The organism is Methylobacterium sp. Leaf125, assembly GCF_001423085.1.
GTDB lineage: Bacteria > Pseudomonadota > Alphaproteobacteria > Rhizobiales > Beijerinckiaceae > Methylobacterium.
Genome location: NZ_LMNU01000002.1, coordinates 83836 through 99553, shown reverse-complemented (window position 1 = coordinate 99553; position 15718 = coordinate 83836). Strand labels below are relative to the sequence as shown.

The following is a 15718-nucleotide window of genomic DNA, read 5'->3' as shown; positions in this document are numbered from 1 at the left end:
TCGCGCCCGTGGCGGGCGGATGGGGCGCCGGACCCGAAGGCCGCGCGACGCGGTCGGGACCGTGACGCCAGCGCCCGAATGGGCCGTGTGAGAGGCCAGTTCACGGGTCCGGTCAAGGCCCGCCCTTGAACATCGGGGGTGATTGTCAGGCCGCCCCCTTGACCCGGCGGGCCGGCGCCGGAATGCCGGGGCAACCCGTTTTCCGGGCGGTCCGGCCCGCCAGCACGAGGAGTCCTCCGATGAGCCAGACGCGCGCACAGGCCGACCTCCTCGGCCGGCTGGAGGCCCGCCTCGGCCGGGGCGGCCTGCTCACGGGCGCGGACGACCTCGCGCCCTACGCGGTGGATTGGCGCCGCCTGTTTCCGGGCCGCCCCGCGGCGGTGGCGCGCCCGACCGGCACCGCCGAGGTCGCGGCCGTGATGGCGGCCTGCCACGCCGCCGGCGTCGCGGTGGTGCCCCAGGGGGGACATACCGGCCTTGCGGGGGGCGCAACGCCGGACGCCTCCGGGGGCCAGGTGGTGCTGTCGCTCGCCCGCATGAACGCGATCCGCCGGGTCGACCCCCTCGGGCTGACCCTGGAGGCGGAGGCCGGCTGCATCCTCAAGGTGGCGCAGGATGCGGCGGAGGCGGAAGGCCGCCTCCTCCCCGTCAGCCTGGCGGCGGAGGGTTCGGCCATGCTCGGGGGCATCATCGCCACCAATGCGGGCGGCCTCAACGTCCTGCGCTACGGCATGACCCGCAACCTCGTCCTCGGCCTCGAGGTGGTGCTCGCGGACGGGACCGTGGTCGACGGCCTGCGCGCCCTGCGCAAGGACAATGCGGGCTACGACTGGAAGCAGCTCTTCATCGGCAGCGAGGGCACGCTGGGCATCGTCACCGCCGCCATCCTGCGCCTGGTGCCGCGCCCGCGCCACACCGCCACGGCGCTCCTGGCGGTGCCCGATCCGGCGGCGGCCCTGCGCCTGCTCCGGGCGGCCCAGGACGCCCTCGGCGACACCATCCAGGCCTTCGAGCTGATCGCGGGCGAGTCCCTTGCCCTGGTGGCCGAGCAGGCCGGTCTCGCCAGCCCGATCGCCGCCGCCGGCTGGACCGTGCTGATGGAGGCGGGCTCGAGCCTCGGGGGCCTGCGCGAGGCGGTGGAGAGCCTGCTCGGCGAGGCCCTGGAGCGGGGCGACGCCGTCGACGGCGTGCTCGCCGAATCGGGCCAGCAGGCGGCCGCCCTCTGGGCCCTGCGCGAGCACATCACCGAGGCCGAAGCCCGGGCCGGCAAGAGCGTCAAGCACGACGTCTCGGTGCCGATCCCGGCGATTCCGGACTTCCTGGCGGCGGCGGGCGAGGCCCTGGCCGCGGGCGCGCCGGGCACCCGGCCGAACATCTTCGGCCACATGGGCGACGGCAACATCCACTACAACGTCCTCATCGGCCCCGAGCACGGATCGGACGCCATCAACCGCATCGTCCACGACGCGGTGGCGCGGTTCGGCGGCAGCATCTCGGCCGAGCACGGCATCGGCCAGTACCGGGTCGACGAGCTCGTCCGCCACCGCCGGCCGGAGGAGATGGCCCTCGCCCGCCGGATCAAGGGCGCCCTCGACCCGCAGGGCCTGCTCAATCCCGGCAAGGTGCTGCGCGCCGCCCCCTGAGCGGGGGCGGGATCGCGGCGCGACGCGCGGGTCTCGACGGCCCGAGACTGTCGGAATCCGAGCCGACGACCTATCTCCCGTCTCAACGACGCGACACGACGGCAGGAAAGACGCGCCCATGGCCTCGCCCGGAGACTGGAAGATCCCCGCATCCGCCCAGCCCAAGGCCGCCGATTACGGCTACGACCTCGAGCAGGCGCTCACCGCCGTGGTGGCGCTCTCGACACGGGTGCCGCCGGAGGCCTTCACGGCCGAGACCCTGGGCACCGAGCGGGCCGGCAACGGCGTCGTCATCGGTGAGGACGGCCTCGTCCTCACCATCGGCTACCTCGTGACCGAGGCGGAATCCGTCTGGCTCACCACCCATGACGGGCGCTCCGTGCCCGGACACGTGGTCGGCTTCGACGCGGTCACCGGCTTCGGCCTCGTCCAGGCCCTGGGCGACCTCCGGCTGAAGCCGCTGAAGCTCGGGCGCTCCGCCCCGGTGCGCATCGGCGACCGGGCGGTGATGGCCGGGGTCGGCGGCCGGGCGCGCAGCCTCGCCGTCGAGATCGTCGCCCGCCAGGAATTCGCCGGCTACTGGGAATACGTTCTCGACGAGGCCCTGTTCACCGCACCCTCGCACCCGCACTGGGGCGGGGCGGCGCTGATCGGGCCGGACGGGGCCCTCCTGGGCATCGGCTCGCTGCAGCTGCAGCAGGGCGGCACCGCCGGGCCCAAGACCATCAACATGATCGTGCCGATCGACCTCCTGATCCCGATCCTCGACGACCTCACCGCCCGCGGGCGGGTCGACCGGCCGGTGCGGCCCTGGCTCGGCCTCTATGCCAGCGACGGCGAGGAGGCCGTGGTCGTGATGGGGCTCGCCGACGACGGTCCCGCCGAGGCGGCGGACCTGCGCCCGGGCGACGTCATCGTGGCGGTGGCGGGCGAGCCCGTCGCCGATCTGGCCGGCTTCTTCCGGCAGGTCTGGGCCCTCGGGGAGGCCGGCGTGCGGGTGCCCCTGACGATCCAGCGCGACGGCAAGCCCCTCAAGCTCTCGGTGACCTCCTCGGACCGGGAGCGCTTCCTGGTCTCGCCCCAGCTCCACTGATCCGGGGCTTCCCGGATCGGCCAGGATTCTCGGATCGGCCAGGATTCCCGGATCGGCAAGAAATCCCGGATCGGGGCCTCCATTGATCCGAGCCCCCGGCGGGTTTATCCCGTGCCGATGACGGACAACTCCCTCCATATCGTCGGCGGCGGCCTCGCCGGGTCGGAAGCCGCCTGGCAGATCGCCGAGAGCGGCCACGACGTGGTGCTCCACGAGATGCGTCCGGTGCGCGGCACCGAGGCCCATCACGGGGGCGACTTCGCCGAGCTGGTCTGCTCGAACTCGTTCCGCTCGGACGACGCCAACGGCAACGCCGTCGGCCTGCTGCACCAGGAGATGCGCACCCTCGGGTCGCTGATCCTGCGCGCGGCCGACGCGCACCAGGTGCCTGCCGGCGGGGCGCTGGCGGTCGACCGCGAGGGCTTCGCCAAGGCCGTGACCGCCGCGCTCGAGGCCCATCCGCGCATCCGCATCGCGCGGGAAGAGGTCCAGGGCCTGCCGCCCGAATCCTGGGGCCGGACCATCATCGCCACGGGGCCCCTCACGGCGCCGTCCCTGGCGGAGGGCATCCGCGCGCTGACCGGAGCCGAGTCGCTGGCCTTCTTCGACGCGATCGCGCCGATCGTGCATCGCGATTCCATCGACATGGGCAAGGCCTGGTTCCAGTCGCGCTACGACAAGGTCGGGCCCGGCGGCACGGGGGCGGACTACATCAACTGCCCCATGGATCGCGCGCAGTACGACCGGTTCATCCAGGCGCTCGTCGAGGGGGACAAGATCGGGTTCAAGGAGTGGGAGGCCTCGACGCCCTACTTCGACGGCTGCCTGCCGATCGAGGTCATGGCCGAGCGCGGCCCCGAGACCCTGCGCCACGGGCCGATGAAGCCGGTGGGCCTCACCAACCCGCACGACCCCACCGTGAAGGCCTGCGCGATCGTCCAGCTGCGCCAGGACAATGCGCTCGGCACCCTCTACAACATGGTCGGGTTCCAGACGAAGCTGACCTATTCCGAGCAGGTCCGGGTGTTCCGCACGATCCCGGGCCTGGAGAACGCCGAGTTCGCCCGCCTCGGCGGCCTTCACCGCAACACCTATCTCGACAGCCCCCGCCTCCTCGACGCGACCCTGCGCCTGAAGGCGCGGCCCTCCTTGCGCTTCGCCGGCCAGATCACCGGCTGCGAGGGCTACGTGGAGAGCGCCGCCATCGGCCTGATGGCCGGCCGCTTCGCGGTGGCCGAGGCCCGCGGGGCGTCGCTCGAGCCCCTGCCCGCCACCACGGCGCTGGGGGCCCTGATCGGCCACATCACCGGCGGCCACATCGCGGCCGAGGAGGCCGGCGTCCCGCGCTCGTTCCAGCCGATGAACGTGAATTTCGGCCTGTTCCCGCCCCTCGACCACGCCCCCAAGGGCGAGGGCGGCAAGCGCCTGAAGGGGCCCGAGAAGGCGGTGGCCAAGAAGAAGGCCCTCACCGACCGGGCCCGGGCCGACCTCGCGGCCTGGCTCGGCCACGGCCCGGCGCAGATCGCGGCCGAGTAGGTGGCCGACTGCGGCGTTCCGAACACGCCGCCCGCAGGGGCACCGCCTCCTCCCTCTCCCCCTAGCCTCAACGGAAAAATACGATCACCCTGGGATGAAGGGCCCAGGGCCGAACGTATCAGGTGAGGAACTCCGATGGCGGGCCATACCGACCACGACCAGGGCGGCTCCCGGGCCGCCGCCGTCCTGCGGGTGACGAGCGGCAACTTCCTGGAGATGTTCGACTTCTTCGCGTTCGGATTCTACGCCTCCTACATCGCCAAGGCGTTCTTCCCCAGCGAGAGCGAGTTTGCCTCGCTGATGCTGACCTTCATGACCTTCGGGGCCGGCTTCCTCATGCGCCCCCTCGGGGCGGTGCTGCTCGGGGCCTACGTGGACCGGGTCGGCCGCCGGAAGGGACTCATCGTCACCCTGGCGATCATGGCCGCCGGGACGATCCTGATCGCCCTGGTCCCCGACTACGCCACCCTCGGCCTCCTGGCGCCCGCCCTGGTGCTGGTCGGCCGCCTGCTCCAGGGCTTCTCCGCCGGAGTCGAGCTCGGCGGCGTCTCGGTCTACCTCGCCGAGCTGGCGCCCCCGGGCCGCCAGGGCTTCTACGTCGCCTGGCAGTCGGGCAGCCAGCAGGTGGCGATCATGGCGGCGGCGGCCATCGGCTACGCCCTCAACCGCCTGCTGTCGCCGGCCGAGATGGGCGCCTGGGGCTGGCGCATCCCCTTCCTGATCGGCTGCCTCCTGGTGCCGTTCCTGTTCTACATCCGGCGCTCGCTGCAGGAGACCCCGGCCTTCCAGGCCCGCAAGGTCCACCCGCCGGTGGGCGCGGTGCTGCGCACCCTGGGGCGGAACTGGCGGATCGTCGGGCTCGGGATGCTGATGGTGGCGATGACCACGATCGCGTTCTACGCCATCACGGTCTACACCCCGACCTTCGGCAAAAACGTCCTCAAGCTCTCGGACACCGACAGCCTGATCGTCACCTTCTGCGTCGCGGTGTCGAACCTGTTCTGGCTCCCCGTGATGGGGGCGCTCTCCGACCGGATCGGCCGGCGCCCGATCCTGCTGCTGTTCTCGGGCCTGACCCTCGTCACCGCCTATCCGGCCCTGGCCTGGCTCGTGGCGCATCCGAGCTTCGAGACCATGCTGGCGGTGCTGCTGTGGCTGTCCTTCCTGTACGGCAGCTACAACGGTGCCATGGTGGTGGCGCTCACCGAGATCGTGCCGCCGGAGGTGCGCACGGCCGGGTTCTCCCTGGCCTATTCCCTGGCGACCGCCCTCTTCGGCGGGATGACGCCGCTGATCTCGACCTCGCTCATCGCGGCCACCGCCAACAAGGCGGCCCCCGGCCTCTGGATGGCCTTCGGCGGGGCCTGCGGCCTCCTCGCCACGGTGCTGATCTACCGGCAGCGCGCCCGCGCGCCGGGGCTGGGCGCCGCGGCCCGGGTCACGCCTGCGAGACCGTGAAGATCCGGCGTCCGGGCAGCTGGCCCGCGTCGCCGGTATCGCGAAACCCGACCTTGCGCAGGAGGCCGACCGAGGCGGCGTTCTCGGGGCGGCACTGCGCGATGATGACGCGATGGGGGAAGCGCGCGCGCAGCAGGCCGAGCGCGGCGGTGACCGCCTCGGTGCCGAGCCCCTGCCCCCGCGCCGCCCCGCCGACCCAGTAGCCGACCTCGGCGGCGTGGTCGCCGCGCAGGTGCAGGCCGATCACCGCCGCGAGCGCCCCGTCCGCCCGCAGCCAGGCGCCGAGGAAGCAGTCCTTCGTCACCTTGGCCGGGCCGATGAGCTGGCGCGCATGCTTCAGGGTGAAGGGCGTGGGCAGGAAGTCGACCGCCCCGGTGATGGCCGGGTCGTCGGTCAGGGCGCGCAGGGCCTCGGCGTCGGACGGCCCCAGCGGCGCGAGGCGCAGCCGCGCGGTCTCGACCGGCTTGAGGTTCGCGAGGCTGTAGCGCGCGGCGAGCTTGCGGAAGAACATCCCCTGCACTTGGCCTCAAGCGGCCCGCGGCACAAGACGCTGCGTGCGCCGGCCAGATGACGGGCAGGGTGTGGGCAGGCTCTCGGGCAAGGTCTCGGCAAGGTCTCGGGCACAAAAAAGCCCGCCCCGGGCGATCCGGGGCGGGCTCTGGCGTCGGCAGGTCGGTTCGACGGGGATCCTATGGGTGGATCACCATCGCGCTGAACGGGTGCACGTAGGCCTGCAGCATCACGAGGCCGCCCACGAGGCAGGCCAGCACGATCGAGTGCCAGAACACGAAGCGCAGGATCTTGCCCTCCTGGCCGAAATAGCCGGTGGCGGTGGAGGCGACGACGATCGACTGGGCGTCGATCATCTTGCCCATCACGCCGCCCGACGAGTTCGCCGAGGCCATGAGGATGCCCGACAGGCCGAGCTGCTCGGAGGTGATCTTCTGGAGACCGCCGAAGAGCACGTTGGAGGCCGTGTCCGACCCCGTGAGCGCGACGCCGAGCCAGCCCAGCAGCGTGCCGAAGAACGGGTAGAGGATGCCCGTGCCGGCGAAGGCGAGGCCGAGGGTGGCGTCGACGCCGGCGTAGCGGGTGAGCACGCCGAGGGCGAGCATCGCCGCGATGGTGATGAGCGAGTAGCGCAGCACCCAGATCGTCTCGAAATAGGCGGTGATCAGGCGCAGCGGGGAGAAGCGCATGATCAGGCCGGAGATGAGCGCCGCGAAGAGCACGCCGGTGCCGGTGTAGGACATGTACGTAAAGGAGAAGACGGCGGCTTCCGGGTGGGCCTTCGCCACCACCGGCGGCACCTTCATGATCACGTTGTGCAGGCCCGGCACCTCGTACTTCCAGGTGAAGAGCGGGTTGACGAGGCCCTTGAACCAGCCGGTGCCCCAGATCGCCACGATCACCGAGAGGATGATCCACGGGACCCAGGCCATCAGGATCTCGCGCGAGGTGGCGGTGCGGCCACCGAGATCCACCTTCGGCAGGTCGCCGGGCACGGCCGCGCCGAGCGAGACCGGACGGCCGCCGTTGACGTAGCCGATCGAGGGGTCGTTGCCGCGCAGGGCCGGGGAGGTCCAGATCTCCTTGGGCTGCCAGACCTTGAGGAAGGCCACCAGGGCGCCCATCGAGATCAGCGAGGCGCCGATGTCGACGATCCAGGGGTTGACGTAGTTCGAGATCAGGAACTGGGCCACCGCGAAGGAGCCGCCGCAGACCAGGATCGGCGGCCAGATCTTGATCATGCCGCGGAAGCCCGCGAAGACCCAGATCAGCCAGAACGGCACGAGGATCGAGAAGAACGGCAGCTGCCGGCCGATCATCGCGCCGAGGATGTAGGGATCGTAGCCCGTCACCGAGGCGAGGCCCTGGATGGGCGCGCCGAGGGCGCCGTAGGCCACCGGCGCGGTGTTGGCGATGAGCGAGAGGCCGGAGGCCGCCAGCGGCGAGAAGCCGAGGCCGATCAGGATCGCGCCCGTCACCGCCACCGGGGTGCCGAAGCCGCCCGCGCCCTCGAAGAAGGCGCCGAAGGCGAAGGCCACCAGCAGGAGCTGGATGCGCCGGTCGGTGGTGATGCCCGCCACCGATTGCTGCAGGGTGCCGAACCAGCCCTTCTCCACCGTCAGGCGGTAGAGGAAGATGACGTTCAGGATGATCCAGCCGATGGGGAACAGGCCGAGCGCCACGCCGTAGGCGGAGGCGCGGGTGGCGAGGTCGGCCGGCATGCCGAACAGGAAGACGGCGACGCAGAAGGCCAGCACGAGGGAGAGCACGGCCGCGATATGGGCCTGCACCTTGCCGCTCGCGATCATGCCCAGCAGGGCGATGACGGGCAGCGAGGCCGCCAGGGTCGAGAGCCAGGCGTTCCCGAAGGGGTCGTAGACCTGATTCCAGGTGGTCACTGTGTTCACGGGCGCCGTACTCCTCCAGGGCAACCCGATCTCATGCCGGGCCTTGGGTCCGTTGCTAGCAGAGCCGTTCGGCCGGCTCAACGCGGTTAATCATGTATTCAGAGGGTGTTGCACGCGGAACGACGCGCATCGCGGTCGCCGCTGCGGGTTTTTCCGGTCCGGATGCGCGCCCGGAGCCCTCCGCAATTCGGGCCGCGCGGCGGAACATGCACCCGCGGCGGCCACTTGCCTGTCGAGACCCCGATTGGCCAGAAGCGGAGAATTAATCTATGTTTATGCGCGTCGACAAGCTACAGGCCGAGCTTCCTGCCCCTAAGCGGAAAGATCCGAACGCGGCCGCGGCCCTACAGGAGCTGCTCGGCGGCAAGTATGGCGAGATGTCGACCCTGGGCAATTACATGTTCCAGAGCTTCAATTTCCGCAGCAAGTCCAAGCTGCGCCCATTCTATAGCCTGGTCGCTGCCATCACCGCAGAGGAACTCGGCCATGTGGAGCTCGTCAGCAACGGCGTGGCGATGCTCAACAACGGTCCCGACAATGACGGCGACGAGTCGGATGGCGGCGACATCTCGAAGGCCCCGTTCGAGGACATGAAGGATATCCGCCTGGCGGCCGCCTTCCTGTCGAACGGCGGCGGCGTCACGCCGGTCAACAGCAACGGCGCCTCCTGGAACAACGACTTCATCACCACCACGGGCAATGTCGTGGTGGACCTGCTGCACAACTTCCACCTCGAGTGCGGCGCCCGCCTGCACAAGCTGCGCGTCTACGAGACCCTGACCGACCCGACGGGCCGCGAGGTCTGCGGCTACCTGCTGGTGCGCGGCTCGGTCCACGCCCACGCCTACGCCCTGGCGCTCAAGAAGATCACCGGCGTCGAGATCGAGAAGTTCCTGCCGACCCCGAACATCAACCTCGACAAGATCCCCGAGTGCCAGAAGTACCTGCAGGAGGGCTCGCACCGCCGGCTCTACACCTTCAGCCCGGGCGACTACACCGAGATGGCCGGCATCTGGGGCAACGGCGAGGTGGCGCTGCCGGGTGACCCGCCGGGCGAGCTCAGCGTGGTCGAGGGCATGCCCGATGGCGGCAAGATCCACCAGCTCACCGGCGTGCCCTCGGCCTTCACCCCGGACTACGCCCCGGAGGAGATGTTCGAGATCGCCGCGAAGCTGACCAAGAAGGCCCGCTGACCGACGGCCGGTCGCCTCCGCCCTTCTTTAGACCTGGTGATGGCGGCTCCCCCGGGGGCCGCCCTTTCTCGTGACGGGTGGGGCGGCCTCAGCCCCGGCGGGAGGCGCGCCAGAGGGTCCAGAGACGGCGCCAGCGCGGGATCTCGACCACGGTGTTGAGGGGGTCGTAGCCCGGCCGCTCCATGGCGGCGAGGTAGGGCTCCACCAGGGCCACCGGCAGGAAGGCGGGGCGGGCCGCCGGCGCGATGGTGGCGCGGGCCGCCGCGTAGGCCTTGAGGTGGCGGCGGGCCAGCGCCCGGAGGTCGGCGGTGGCGCGCAGGAGCCCGGGGCCGCCGCGCCCGGTGACGATGTCCTCGCGGGTGACGCCGTAGGTCTTGAGGATGTCGGTGGGCAGGTAGACCTGGCCGGAGCGGGCGTGCCAGGGCAGCGCGCGCAGGAGCCCGGTGACCCCGTAGGCGACGCCGGCATGGCCGGCCGCCGCGGCTCCGCCGGGCTCGACCCCGTCGCAGAGGACGAGGGCGCCGAGGCGGATCAGTGCCGAGACGGTCTCGCCGCAATAGCCCTCGAGGTCGTTCACCCGGGGCATCGGGTCCTCGTAGAGGTCGAAGACCCGGGCGTCGATGAGGTCGACGAAGGGCTGGCGCCCGAGCTTGCGCCGGACGATGGCGTCGTCGAGGGCGGCGGCCACGGGGTTGGCCTTCACGTCGCCGCGGGCCTCGCCCTGGAGGGCGTCGCGCCACCATTGCAGGCGGATCTCGCCGGCCATCGGGTTGGAGGCGGCCTCGCGCACCCGCGCGACGGTGAGGCTGAAGGCGATGAGGGCGAAGAGGTGGGGACGGGCGCTCGCGGGCGCGAACAGGGTGGCGAAGTAGCGGTCGGGATCGCCCGCCCGGACCAGGGCCTCGCAATGCTGGAAGGCGAAGGCGAGGTTGCCCTCGGCCGGGCTGGTCCGGGTGTCCGAGTCCGTCATGCGACCGCGATCAAGGCGGCGGCGACCTTGCGGTTCTCCGCCATGAGGATGTTGTAGGTGCGCGCCGCCGCCCCCGTCTGCATCACGTCGAGGCCGATGCCACCCTCCTTCAGCCAGCGCCGGAGCGCATCAGGAAAAGGCGCGATATCGAGCCCGGTTCCGATCAGGAGCAGTTCGACCGTCCCGGCCTCGGCCAGGATCGGGCGAAGGGCGTTCCGGTCGATGGCGCGGGGCTCGCGCACGTCCCAGGCCCGGATGCCCGACGGCGTGACCAGGATCGAGCCGCGATGCGACATCTCGGCGAAGCGGAAGCCGCCGTTCCCGTAGGCGTCGATGAGGTGGCGCCCGGGAACGAAGCCGTCGTGCAGGCTGCCGGAGGACGCCATGCCCGCGCTACTCCGCCGCCTGGGGCACGCGCCCGCCGGCCGGGCGCCCCTGCGCCTTCACGCCCGAGAGCATCAGGCCGAGATAGATCAGCACCGGCGTCGAGACGAAGATCGCCGAGTAGGTGCAGATCACGACGCCGGCCAGCATCACGATGGCGAAGCCCTTGATCGCCTCGCCGCCGAACAGCACCAGGGCGAGCAGCGACAGGAAGGCCGAGGTGGCGGTCATCACCGTGCGCGACATGGTGGAGTTGATCGAGAGGTTGAGGAGTTCCACCGTCGGAATGGTCTTGTAGCGCCGCATCAGCTCGCGGGTCCGGTCGAACACCACCACGGTCTCGTTGAGCGAGTAGCCCACGATGGTGAGGATCGCGGCGATCGAGGTCATGTTGAACTCGATGCGGCTGATGACGAAGACGCCGAGCGTCAGCACGATGTCGTGCAGGGTGCCGACGATGGCGCCCAGCGCCAGCTCCCGCTCGAAGCGGAACCAGAGGTAGAACAGCACGGCGAGCACCGAGAGCACGACGCCGATGGTGCCGGACTGCACGAGTTCGCCCGAGACGCGCGGCCCCACGGTCTCGGTGCGGCGGAAGACGTAGTCGGCGTCGAAGGCGGCGTGCGCCTTCTGCATCACCGCCGTCTGGCCCTGCTCGCCCGGCTGCAGGGGGAAGCGGACCAGCACGGTGCCCTCGCCGCCGAGCTCCTGCACCTCGGTCTCGCCGAAGCCGAAGCCGTTGGCGGTGTGGCGGACGGCCCCGACATCGGCCGTCTTCGACTTCGCCTGCAGCTCCACCAGGGTGCCGCCCTTGAAGTCGATGCCGAAGTTCAGGCCGACGGTGAGGAACAGCACCACCGTCGCCACCGACAGGAACGCCGAGAGCGGGAAGGTGAAGCGCCGGAAGCGCATGAAGTCGACGTGCGACTCGTCGGGCCAGAGGCGGAGCAGGCGCATGATCGGTCTCGAAACTCTTGTCCGGGACGTCGGCCGGGAAAGCCGTGTCCGTCCCCGGGGGGCGGCAGGGCCGGGATCAGAACGGCAGGGTCTTGGGCCGCGCCATGTTGTACCACAGGGCGATCATCATCCGGGTCAGGGTCACGGCGGTGATGACCGTCGTGAGAATGCCGAGGATGAAGACCACGGCGAAGCCCTTCACGGGGCCGGAGCCGAGGAAGAACAGGATCAGGGCGGCGATCGCCATGGTCGAGTTCGAATCGATGATGGTGGCGAAGGCCTTGTCGAAGCCGGCCTGGAGCGCCGACACGATGGAGCGCCCGGCCCGGACCTCCTCGCGCACGCGCTCGTAGATCAGCACGTTGGAATCCACCGCCGTGCCGATGGTGAGCACGATGCCGGCGATGCCCGGCAGGGTCATGGTCGCCTCCAGCACCGACATCAGGCCGAGGATGAGGCCCACATGCACGATGAGCGCGATGTTGGCGAAGAAGCCGAACACCCCGTAGGTGGCGAACATGAAGGCGATGACCAGGGCGCCGGCCACCAGGGTGGCGTACTTGCCGGCCTGGATCGAGTCGCTGCCGAGGCCGGGGCCGACGACGCGGCGCTCCACCACGGTGAGCTTGGCCGGCAGCGCGCCGGCCCGCAGCAGGATCGAGAGCTCGTTGGCCTGGGCCACGGTGAAGTTGCCGGTGATCTGGCCGGAGCCGCCGGTGATCGGCGTGTTGATGCGGGGCGCCGAGACCACCTCGTTGTCGAGGACGATGGCCATGCGGCGGCCGACATTCTCCGAGGTCGCCTGGCCGAAGCTCTGGGCGCCCTTCAGGTTGAACTTGAAGCTGACCATCGGCTCCTGGGTCTGATGGTCGAAGGCCGGCTGGGCGTCGGTGAGGTCGGCGCCGGAGGCCATCACGCGGCGCTCGACGGGGACGCGGGCGCCCTTCTCGTCCTTGGAGGGCAGCAGGTCGACGTCGCCGGAGGGCGAATCCGCCAGCATCCGGAACTCGAGCTTGGCCGTCTTGCCGAGCTGGTCCTCCAGCTTCTGCGGATCCTGCAGGCCGGGGACCTGGACCAGGATGCGGTCGGCGCCCTGCTGCTGGATCGAGGGCTCCTTGGTGCCGCCGAAATCGATGCGGCGCCGGATGACCTCGATGGCCTGGGTCACGGCCCGGCGCGTCCGGTCGGTCAGGCCCGCATCCGTCAGGGTGATCTGGATCACGCCCTCGGGCTTCTCGGTGATGTTGAGGGTCTGGCCGCCGCCCTGGCCCACCAGGGCGTTGGAGATCGGCTGCGAGAGCTCGCGCAGCTTCGGCAGCACCTTGGCGCGGGCGGCCTCGTTCGCGATCCGGAGCTGGACGCCGCGCGGGATGATCTGGATGCCGCCCTCCGGGGTCACGCCGCCGGCCTCGCGCAGGACCCGGCGGACATCGTCGCGCAGGGCCGTCGTGAGGGACTTGGCGAGGTCGTTCTGGTCGACCTCGAGGAGGAGCTGCGAGCCGCCCTGGAGGTCGAGGCCCAGCACGATGGCGCGCTGGGGCACGATCCAGCTCGGGAACCAGCTCGGGAGCGAGGCCATGAAGCCGGCGCGCTGCTCGGCCGAGAAGAAGCTCGGCACGGCGAGGCTGAGGCCGATCAGGATGACGGCCAGCGTCGTGACGATCTTGGTTCTCGAGAAGCGCAGCATCCGCCGGGTCCGTCCTGTGTCCGTGTTCTCAGGGGCGATGCGGGCCCTTGTGCCCCGCCCGCAATCCCCGCCCGCAATCCCCACCCGTATGACCGGGTGGCTGCCGTCAGGCGGCCTTGCGTCAGGCGGCCTTGACCGGCGCGCCCTTGACGCGGACTTCCGAGATCATCGCGCGCACGACCTTGACGCGGACGTTGGGCGCGATCTCGACCTCGATCTCCGAGGCCTCGTCGGCGACCTTGGTGACACGGCCGACGATGCCGCCGGTGGTGACGACGGTGTCGTCGCGGCGGACGTTCTTGACCATGTTCTGATGCTCCTTCACGCGGCGCTGCTGCGGGCGCAGGATCAGGAAGTACATGATCACAAAGATGAGGACGAACGGCACCACCTGCAAGGCGATGTCCGCTCCGCCAGCGGCCGAGGTGGCCCCTTGCGCGAAGGCGGGGGTGATCAAGCGGGTGACTCCTCGAGGATAAGGCCCGCGCCGCCAGACCCTCGGTCGAGGGGGCGTCCGGGCTTGCCAAAAAGCGCGCGGACTATAGCCAGGGCCTAAGTGAAAGCAACGCCGCCCGGGTGAGGCGAATGGGTCAGCGGGCCGCAAATCGCCGGCCGCGACGCGATTTATCGGGTTCATCGCGGCGCTCCGGCACCGTAAAGCACGGCACCCGTCGCCACGGCCCCATCGCTCGACCCCGCGTTTCGAGGAACCGTCCATGACCGCCACGCCCCCCGCCGACTCCTCCGCCCTTGCGGCGTTCCTGCCGGTGCTGGAGCGGATCGCCGCCGCCCTGGAGCGCGCCGCCCCCGCCTCCCGCGCGCCCGTCGACCTGACGGCCGCGGACGCCTTCCTGTGGGGACCGGAGCGCCGGCTGATCCCGGTGGCTAAGGTCAACCGGGTGGCGATCGGCCTGCTCACCGGCATCGACCGGGCCCGCGACACTCTGGTGGAGAACACCCAGCGCTTCGCCGACGGCCTGCCGGCCAACAACGCGCTCCTCTGGGGCGCGCGCGGCATGGGCAAGTCCTCGCTGGTCAAGGCGGCGCAGGCGGAGATCAATGCCGCGCGGGCGCCCGGCGCCCTCCCCCTGAAGCTGGTGGAGATCCACCGCGAGGACATCGAGGCGCTGCCCGACCTGATGGCGACGCTGCGGGGCGACGCCCATCGCTGGATCGTCTTCTGCGACGACCTCTCCTTCGACGGCGACGACACCTCGTACAAGTCCCTGAAGACGGCGCTGGACGGCGGCATCGAGGGACGCCCCGAGAACGTGCTGTTCTACGCCACCTCGAACCGGCGCCACCTGCTGGCCCGGGACATGGTGGAGAACGAGCGCTCCACGGCGATCAATCCGGGCGAGGCGGTGGAGGAGAAGGTCTCGCTCTCCGACCGCTTCGGCCTCTGGCTCGGCTTCCACAAGTGCAGCCAGGACGAGTACCTGGCGATGATCCGCGCCTACGTGGCGCGGCACGGCCTCCGGGCCGATCCCGAGAGCGTCCGGGCCGAGGCCCTCGAATGGGCGACCACCCGCGGCTCCCGCTCGGGCCGCACCGCGTTCCAGTTCATCCAGGATCTCGCCGGACGCCTGGGGCAGCGGCTGGAGGGCTGAGGCGGGCTCCCGATCGTCTTCACGAGCCCCGCCCTACGCTGCGGCCGAGGGCCGGGAACCGCAGGTCAAACGAAAAGGGCAGAGGACGATGTCCCCTGCCCCTCGCGCGTCACCTCAATTCAGGTCACGCCGAACGTCGGATCGAGAATCAATCCTTGAGATCGGCCGGCACCTTGCCGCCGTTCTCCTCGAGCTTCTTGATGACCTGCTTGTGCAGCCAGACGTTCATCGTGGCCGAGTCCTCCTTGTCGCCGGTGTAGTGCAGCTCGTCGGCGAGCTGCTTGCGGGCGGTGAGGCTCGAATCGAGATCGAGGAGCTTCATCAGGTCGACGATCGAGGTGCGCCAGTTCAGGGACTGCGAATTCTTCGCCGCCATGCCGTTGAGGACCTGCTCGACGTCGACGGGACCGCCGGCCGGGGCGCCGGTGCTGGTGGGGGTCGAGGCGGGGGCATCCGAGCCGCCGGCGGAGGGCTGTGCGTTCGCCTCGGACGGCTTGGCCTGCGCGTCGCCGCCGCCGAAGGGGTGGAGGATCTTGCTGACGATGCTGCCGAGGAGGCTCATAACGGGGTTTCCCTCAATCTCACGTCGGCGGCCGGTGCCGCGACGGGGTGACAACGACAGGCGTCCGGCCGCGTTCCCGTAACGAGACAGATCACCGGGCGGCCCGTCCGAATCCGGTGGGTTCCCGACCGTGCCGGTCCGTGCTCCCGTTCTTCGCCGGCGGGAGATTCCGCTTCTCCCTTACACGGCACGGAGAGATGAAAACCCT

14 protein-coding genes are annotated in these 15718 nt (G+C 70.6%); 6 read left to right on the top strand and 8 right to left on the bottom strand.

The window, feature by feature from the left end; translation table 11 throughout:
- Positions 1–239 precede the first annotated feature (239 nt).
- The 4 genes from ASF58_RS06345 to ASF58_RS06330 all read left to right on the top strand — a co-directional run bounded on the left by ASF58_RS06345 (position 240) and on the right by ASF58_RS06330 (position 5730).
- Complete coding sequence (locus ASF58_RS06345; protein WP_055949140.1) at positions 240–1643, top strand: FAD-binding oxidoreductase; 1404 nt, start codon at positions 240–242, stop codon at positions 1641–1643.
- Between the two features lie 118 nt (positions 1644–1761).
- Complete coding sequence (locus ASF58_RS06340) at positions 1762–2736, top strand: S1C family serine protease (protein ID WP_055949137.1); 975 nt, start codon at positions 1762–1764, stop codon at positions 2734–2736.
- A 117-nt stretch (positions 2737–2853) separates the two neighbouring features.
- A complete protein-coding gene (gene trmFO / locus ASF58_RS06335) occupies positions 2854–4272 on the top strand; it encodes a methylenetetrahydrofolate--tRNA-(uracil(54)-C(5))-methyltransferase (FADH(2)-oxidizing) TrmFO (RefSeq protein ID WP_055949134.1) in 1419 nt (472 codons plus the stop codon).
- A gap of 135 nt (positions 4273–4407) precedes the next feature.
- A complete protein-coding gene (locus tag ASF58_RS06330) occupies positions 4408–5730 on the top strand; it encodes an MFS transporter (protein ID WP_055949131.1) in 1323 nt (440 codons plus the stop codon).
- Here ASF58_RS06330 and ASF58_RS06325 read toward each other — a convergent pair.
- The gene (locus ASF58_RS06325; protein ID WP_055949128.1) at positions 5711–6241 is read right to left on the bottom strand and encodes a GNAT family N-acetyltransferase; all 531 of its coding nucleotides are present in this window, start codon (positions 6239–6241) and stop codon (positions 5711–5713) included. The two genes, ASF58_RS06330 and ASF58_RS06325, sit on opposite strands and share 20 nt — an antisense overlap.
- 178 nt (positions 6242–6419) lie before the next feature.
- Positions 6420–8138: an L-lactate permease gene (locus ASF58_RS06320; protein WP_055949243.1), complete on the bottom strand. Its 1719-nt coding sequence runs from the start codon at positions 8136–8138 to the stop codon at positions 6420–6422.
- A 278-nt stretch (positions 8139–8416) separates the two neighbouring features.
- On the opposite strand from ASF58_RS06320, the gene ASF58_RS06315 reads away from it, so the two are divergent.
- Positions 8417–9340 carry a manganese catalase family protein gene (locus ASF58_RS06315; protein WP_055949125.1) on the top strand — a complete coding sequence of 308 codons (924 nt, stop codon included), beginning with the start codon at positions 8417–8419 and terminating at the stop codon, positions 9338–9340.
- Between the two features lie 88 nt (positions 9341–9428).
- On the opposite strand, the gene ASF58_RS06310 is transcribed toward ASF58_RS06315, so the two are convergent.
- The 5 genes from ASF58_RS06310 to yajC form a co-directional block, all read right to left on the bottom strand.
- Entirely contained in the window at positions 9429–10310 is an 882-nt protein-coding gene (locus ASF58_RS06310) for a phytoene/squalene synthase family protein (protein WP_055949120.1), read from the bottom strand.
- Complete coding sequence (locus ASF58_RS06305; protein WP_055949117.1) at positions 10307–10696, bottom strand: MTH938/NDUFAF3 family protein; 390 nt, start codon at positions 10694–10696, stop codon at positions 10307–10309. The genes ASF58_RS06310 and ASF58_RS06305 overlap by 4 nt, the downstream gene beginning before the upstream one ends.
- Positions 10697–10703: 7 nt before the next feature.
- The gene (gene secF, locus ASF58_RS06300) at positions 10704–11651 is read right to left on the bottom strand and encodes a protein translocase subunit SecF (RefSeq protein ID WP_055949114.1); all 948 of its coding nucleotides are present in this window, start codon (positions 11649–11651) and stop codon (positions 10704–10706) included.
- A gap of 76 nt (positions 11652–11727) precedes the next feature.
- Positions 11728–13338 (bottom strand): protein translocase subunit SecD, encoded by a 1611-nt coding sequence (gene secD, locus ASF58_RS06295; RefSeq protein ID WP_055949109.1) that lies wholly within the window; start codon positions 13336–13338, stop codon positions 11728–11730.
- 121 nt (positions 13339–13459) lie between these two features.
- Complete coding sequence (gene yajC, locus ASF58_RS06290; protein ID WP_055949106.1) at positions 13460–13795, bottom strand: preprotein translocase subunit YajC; 336 nt, start codon at positions 13793–13795, stop codon at positions 13460–13462.
- Between the two features lie 259 nt (positions 13796–14054).
- Here yajC and ASF58_RS06285 point away from each other — a divergent pair, with 259 nt between their 5' ends.
- On the top strand, positions 14055–14948 hold the full coding sequence (locus ASF58_RS06285) for an ATP-binding protein (protein WP_055949103.1): 894 nt from the start codon (positions 14055–14057) through the stop codon (positions 14946–14948).
- Between the two features lie 148 nt (positions 14949–15096).
- Here ASF58_RS06285 and ASF58_RS06280 read toward each other — a convergent pair whose 3' ends face one another.
- Positions 15097–15510 (bottom strand): DUF3597 domain-containing protein, encoded by a 414-nt coding sequence (locus tag ASF58_RS06280; RefSeq protein WP_055949101.1) that lies wholly within the window; start codon positions 15508–15510, stop codon positions 15097–15099.
- Positions 15511–15718 lie beyond the last annotated feature (208 nt).

What these genes read in the sequence shown, in the direction of transcription:
- ASF58_RS06280 (WP_055949101.1), bottom strand. Translation starts at nt 15,510, where the DNA reads ATGAGCCTCCTCGGCAGCATCGTCAGCAAGATCCTCCACCCCTTCGGC.
- ASF58_RS06345 (WP_055949140.1), top strand. Translation starts at nt 240, where the DNA reads ATGAGCCAGACGCGCGCACAGGCCGACCTCCTCGGCCGGCTGGAGGCC.
- ASF58_RS06330 (WP_055949131.1), top strand. Translation starts at nt 4,408, where the DNA reads ATGGCGGGCCATACCGACCACGACCAGGGCGGCTCCCGGGCCGCCGCC.
- ASF58_RS06285 (WP_055949103.1), top strand. Translation starts at nt 14,055, where the DNA reads ATGACCGCCACGCCCCCCGCCGACTCCTCCGCCCTTGCGGCGTTCCTG.
- ASF58_RS06325 (WP_055949128.1), bottom strand. Translation starts at nt 6,241, where the DNA reads ATGTTCTTCCGCAAGCTCGCCGCGCGCTACAGCCTCGCGAACCTCAAG.
- secD (WP_055949109.1), bottom strand. Translation starts at nt 13,338, where the DNA reads ATGCTGCGCTTCTCGAGAACCAAGATCGTCACGACGCTGGCCGTCATC.
- ASF58_RS06305 (WP_055949117.1), bottom strand. Translation starts at nt 10,696, where the DNA reads ATGGCGTCCTCCGGCAGCCTGCACGACGGCTTCGTTCCCGGGCGCCAC.
- secF (WP_055949114.1), bottom strand. Translation starts at nt 11,651, where the DNA reads ATGCGCCTGCTCCGCCTCTGGCCCGACGAGTCGCACGTCGACTTCATG.
- ASF58_RS06340 (WP_055949137.1), top strand. Translation starts at nt 1,762, where the DNA reads ATGGCCTCGCCCGGAGACTGGAAGATCCCCGCATCCGCCCAGCCCAAG.
- trmFO (WP_055949134.1), top strand. Translation starts at nt 2,854, where the DNA reads ATGACGGACAACTCCCTCCATATCGTCGGCGGCGGCCTCGCCGGGTCG.
- ASF58_RS06315 (WP_055949125.1), top strand. Translation starts at nt 8,417, where the DNA reads ATGTTTATGCGCGTCGACAAGCTACAGGCCGAGCTTCCTGCCCCTAAG.
- ASF58_RS06310 (WP_055949120.1), bottom strand. Translation starts at nt 10,310, where the DNA reads ATGACGGACTCGGACACCCGGACCAGCCCGGCCGAGGGCAACCTCGCC.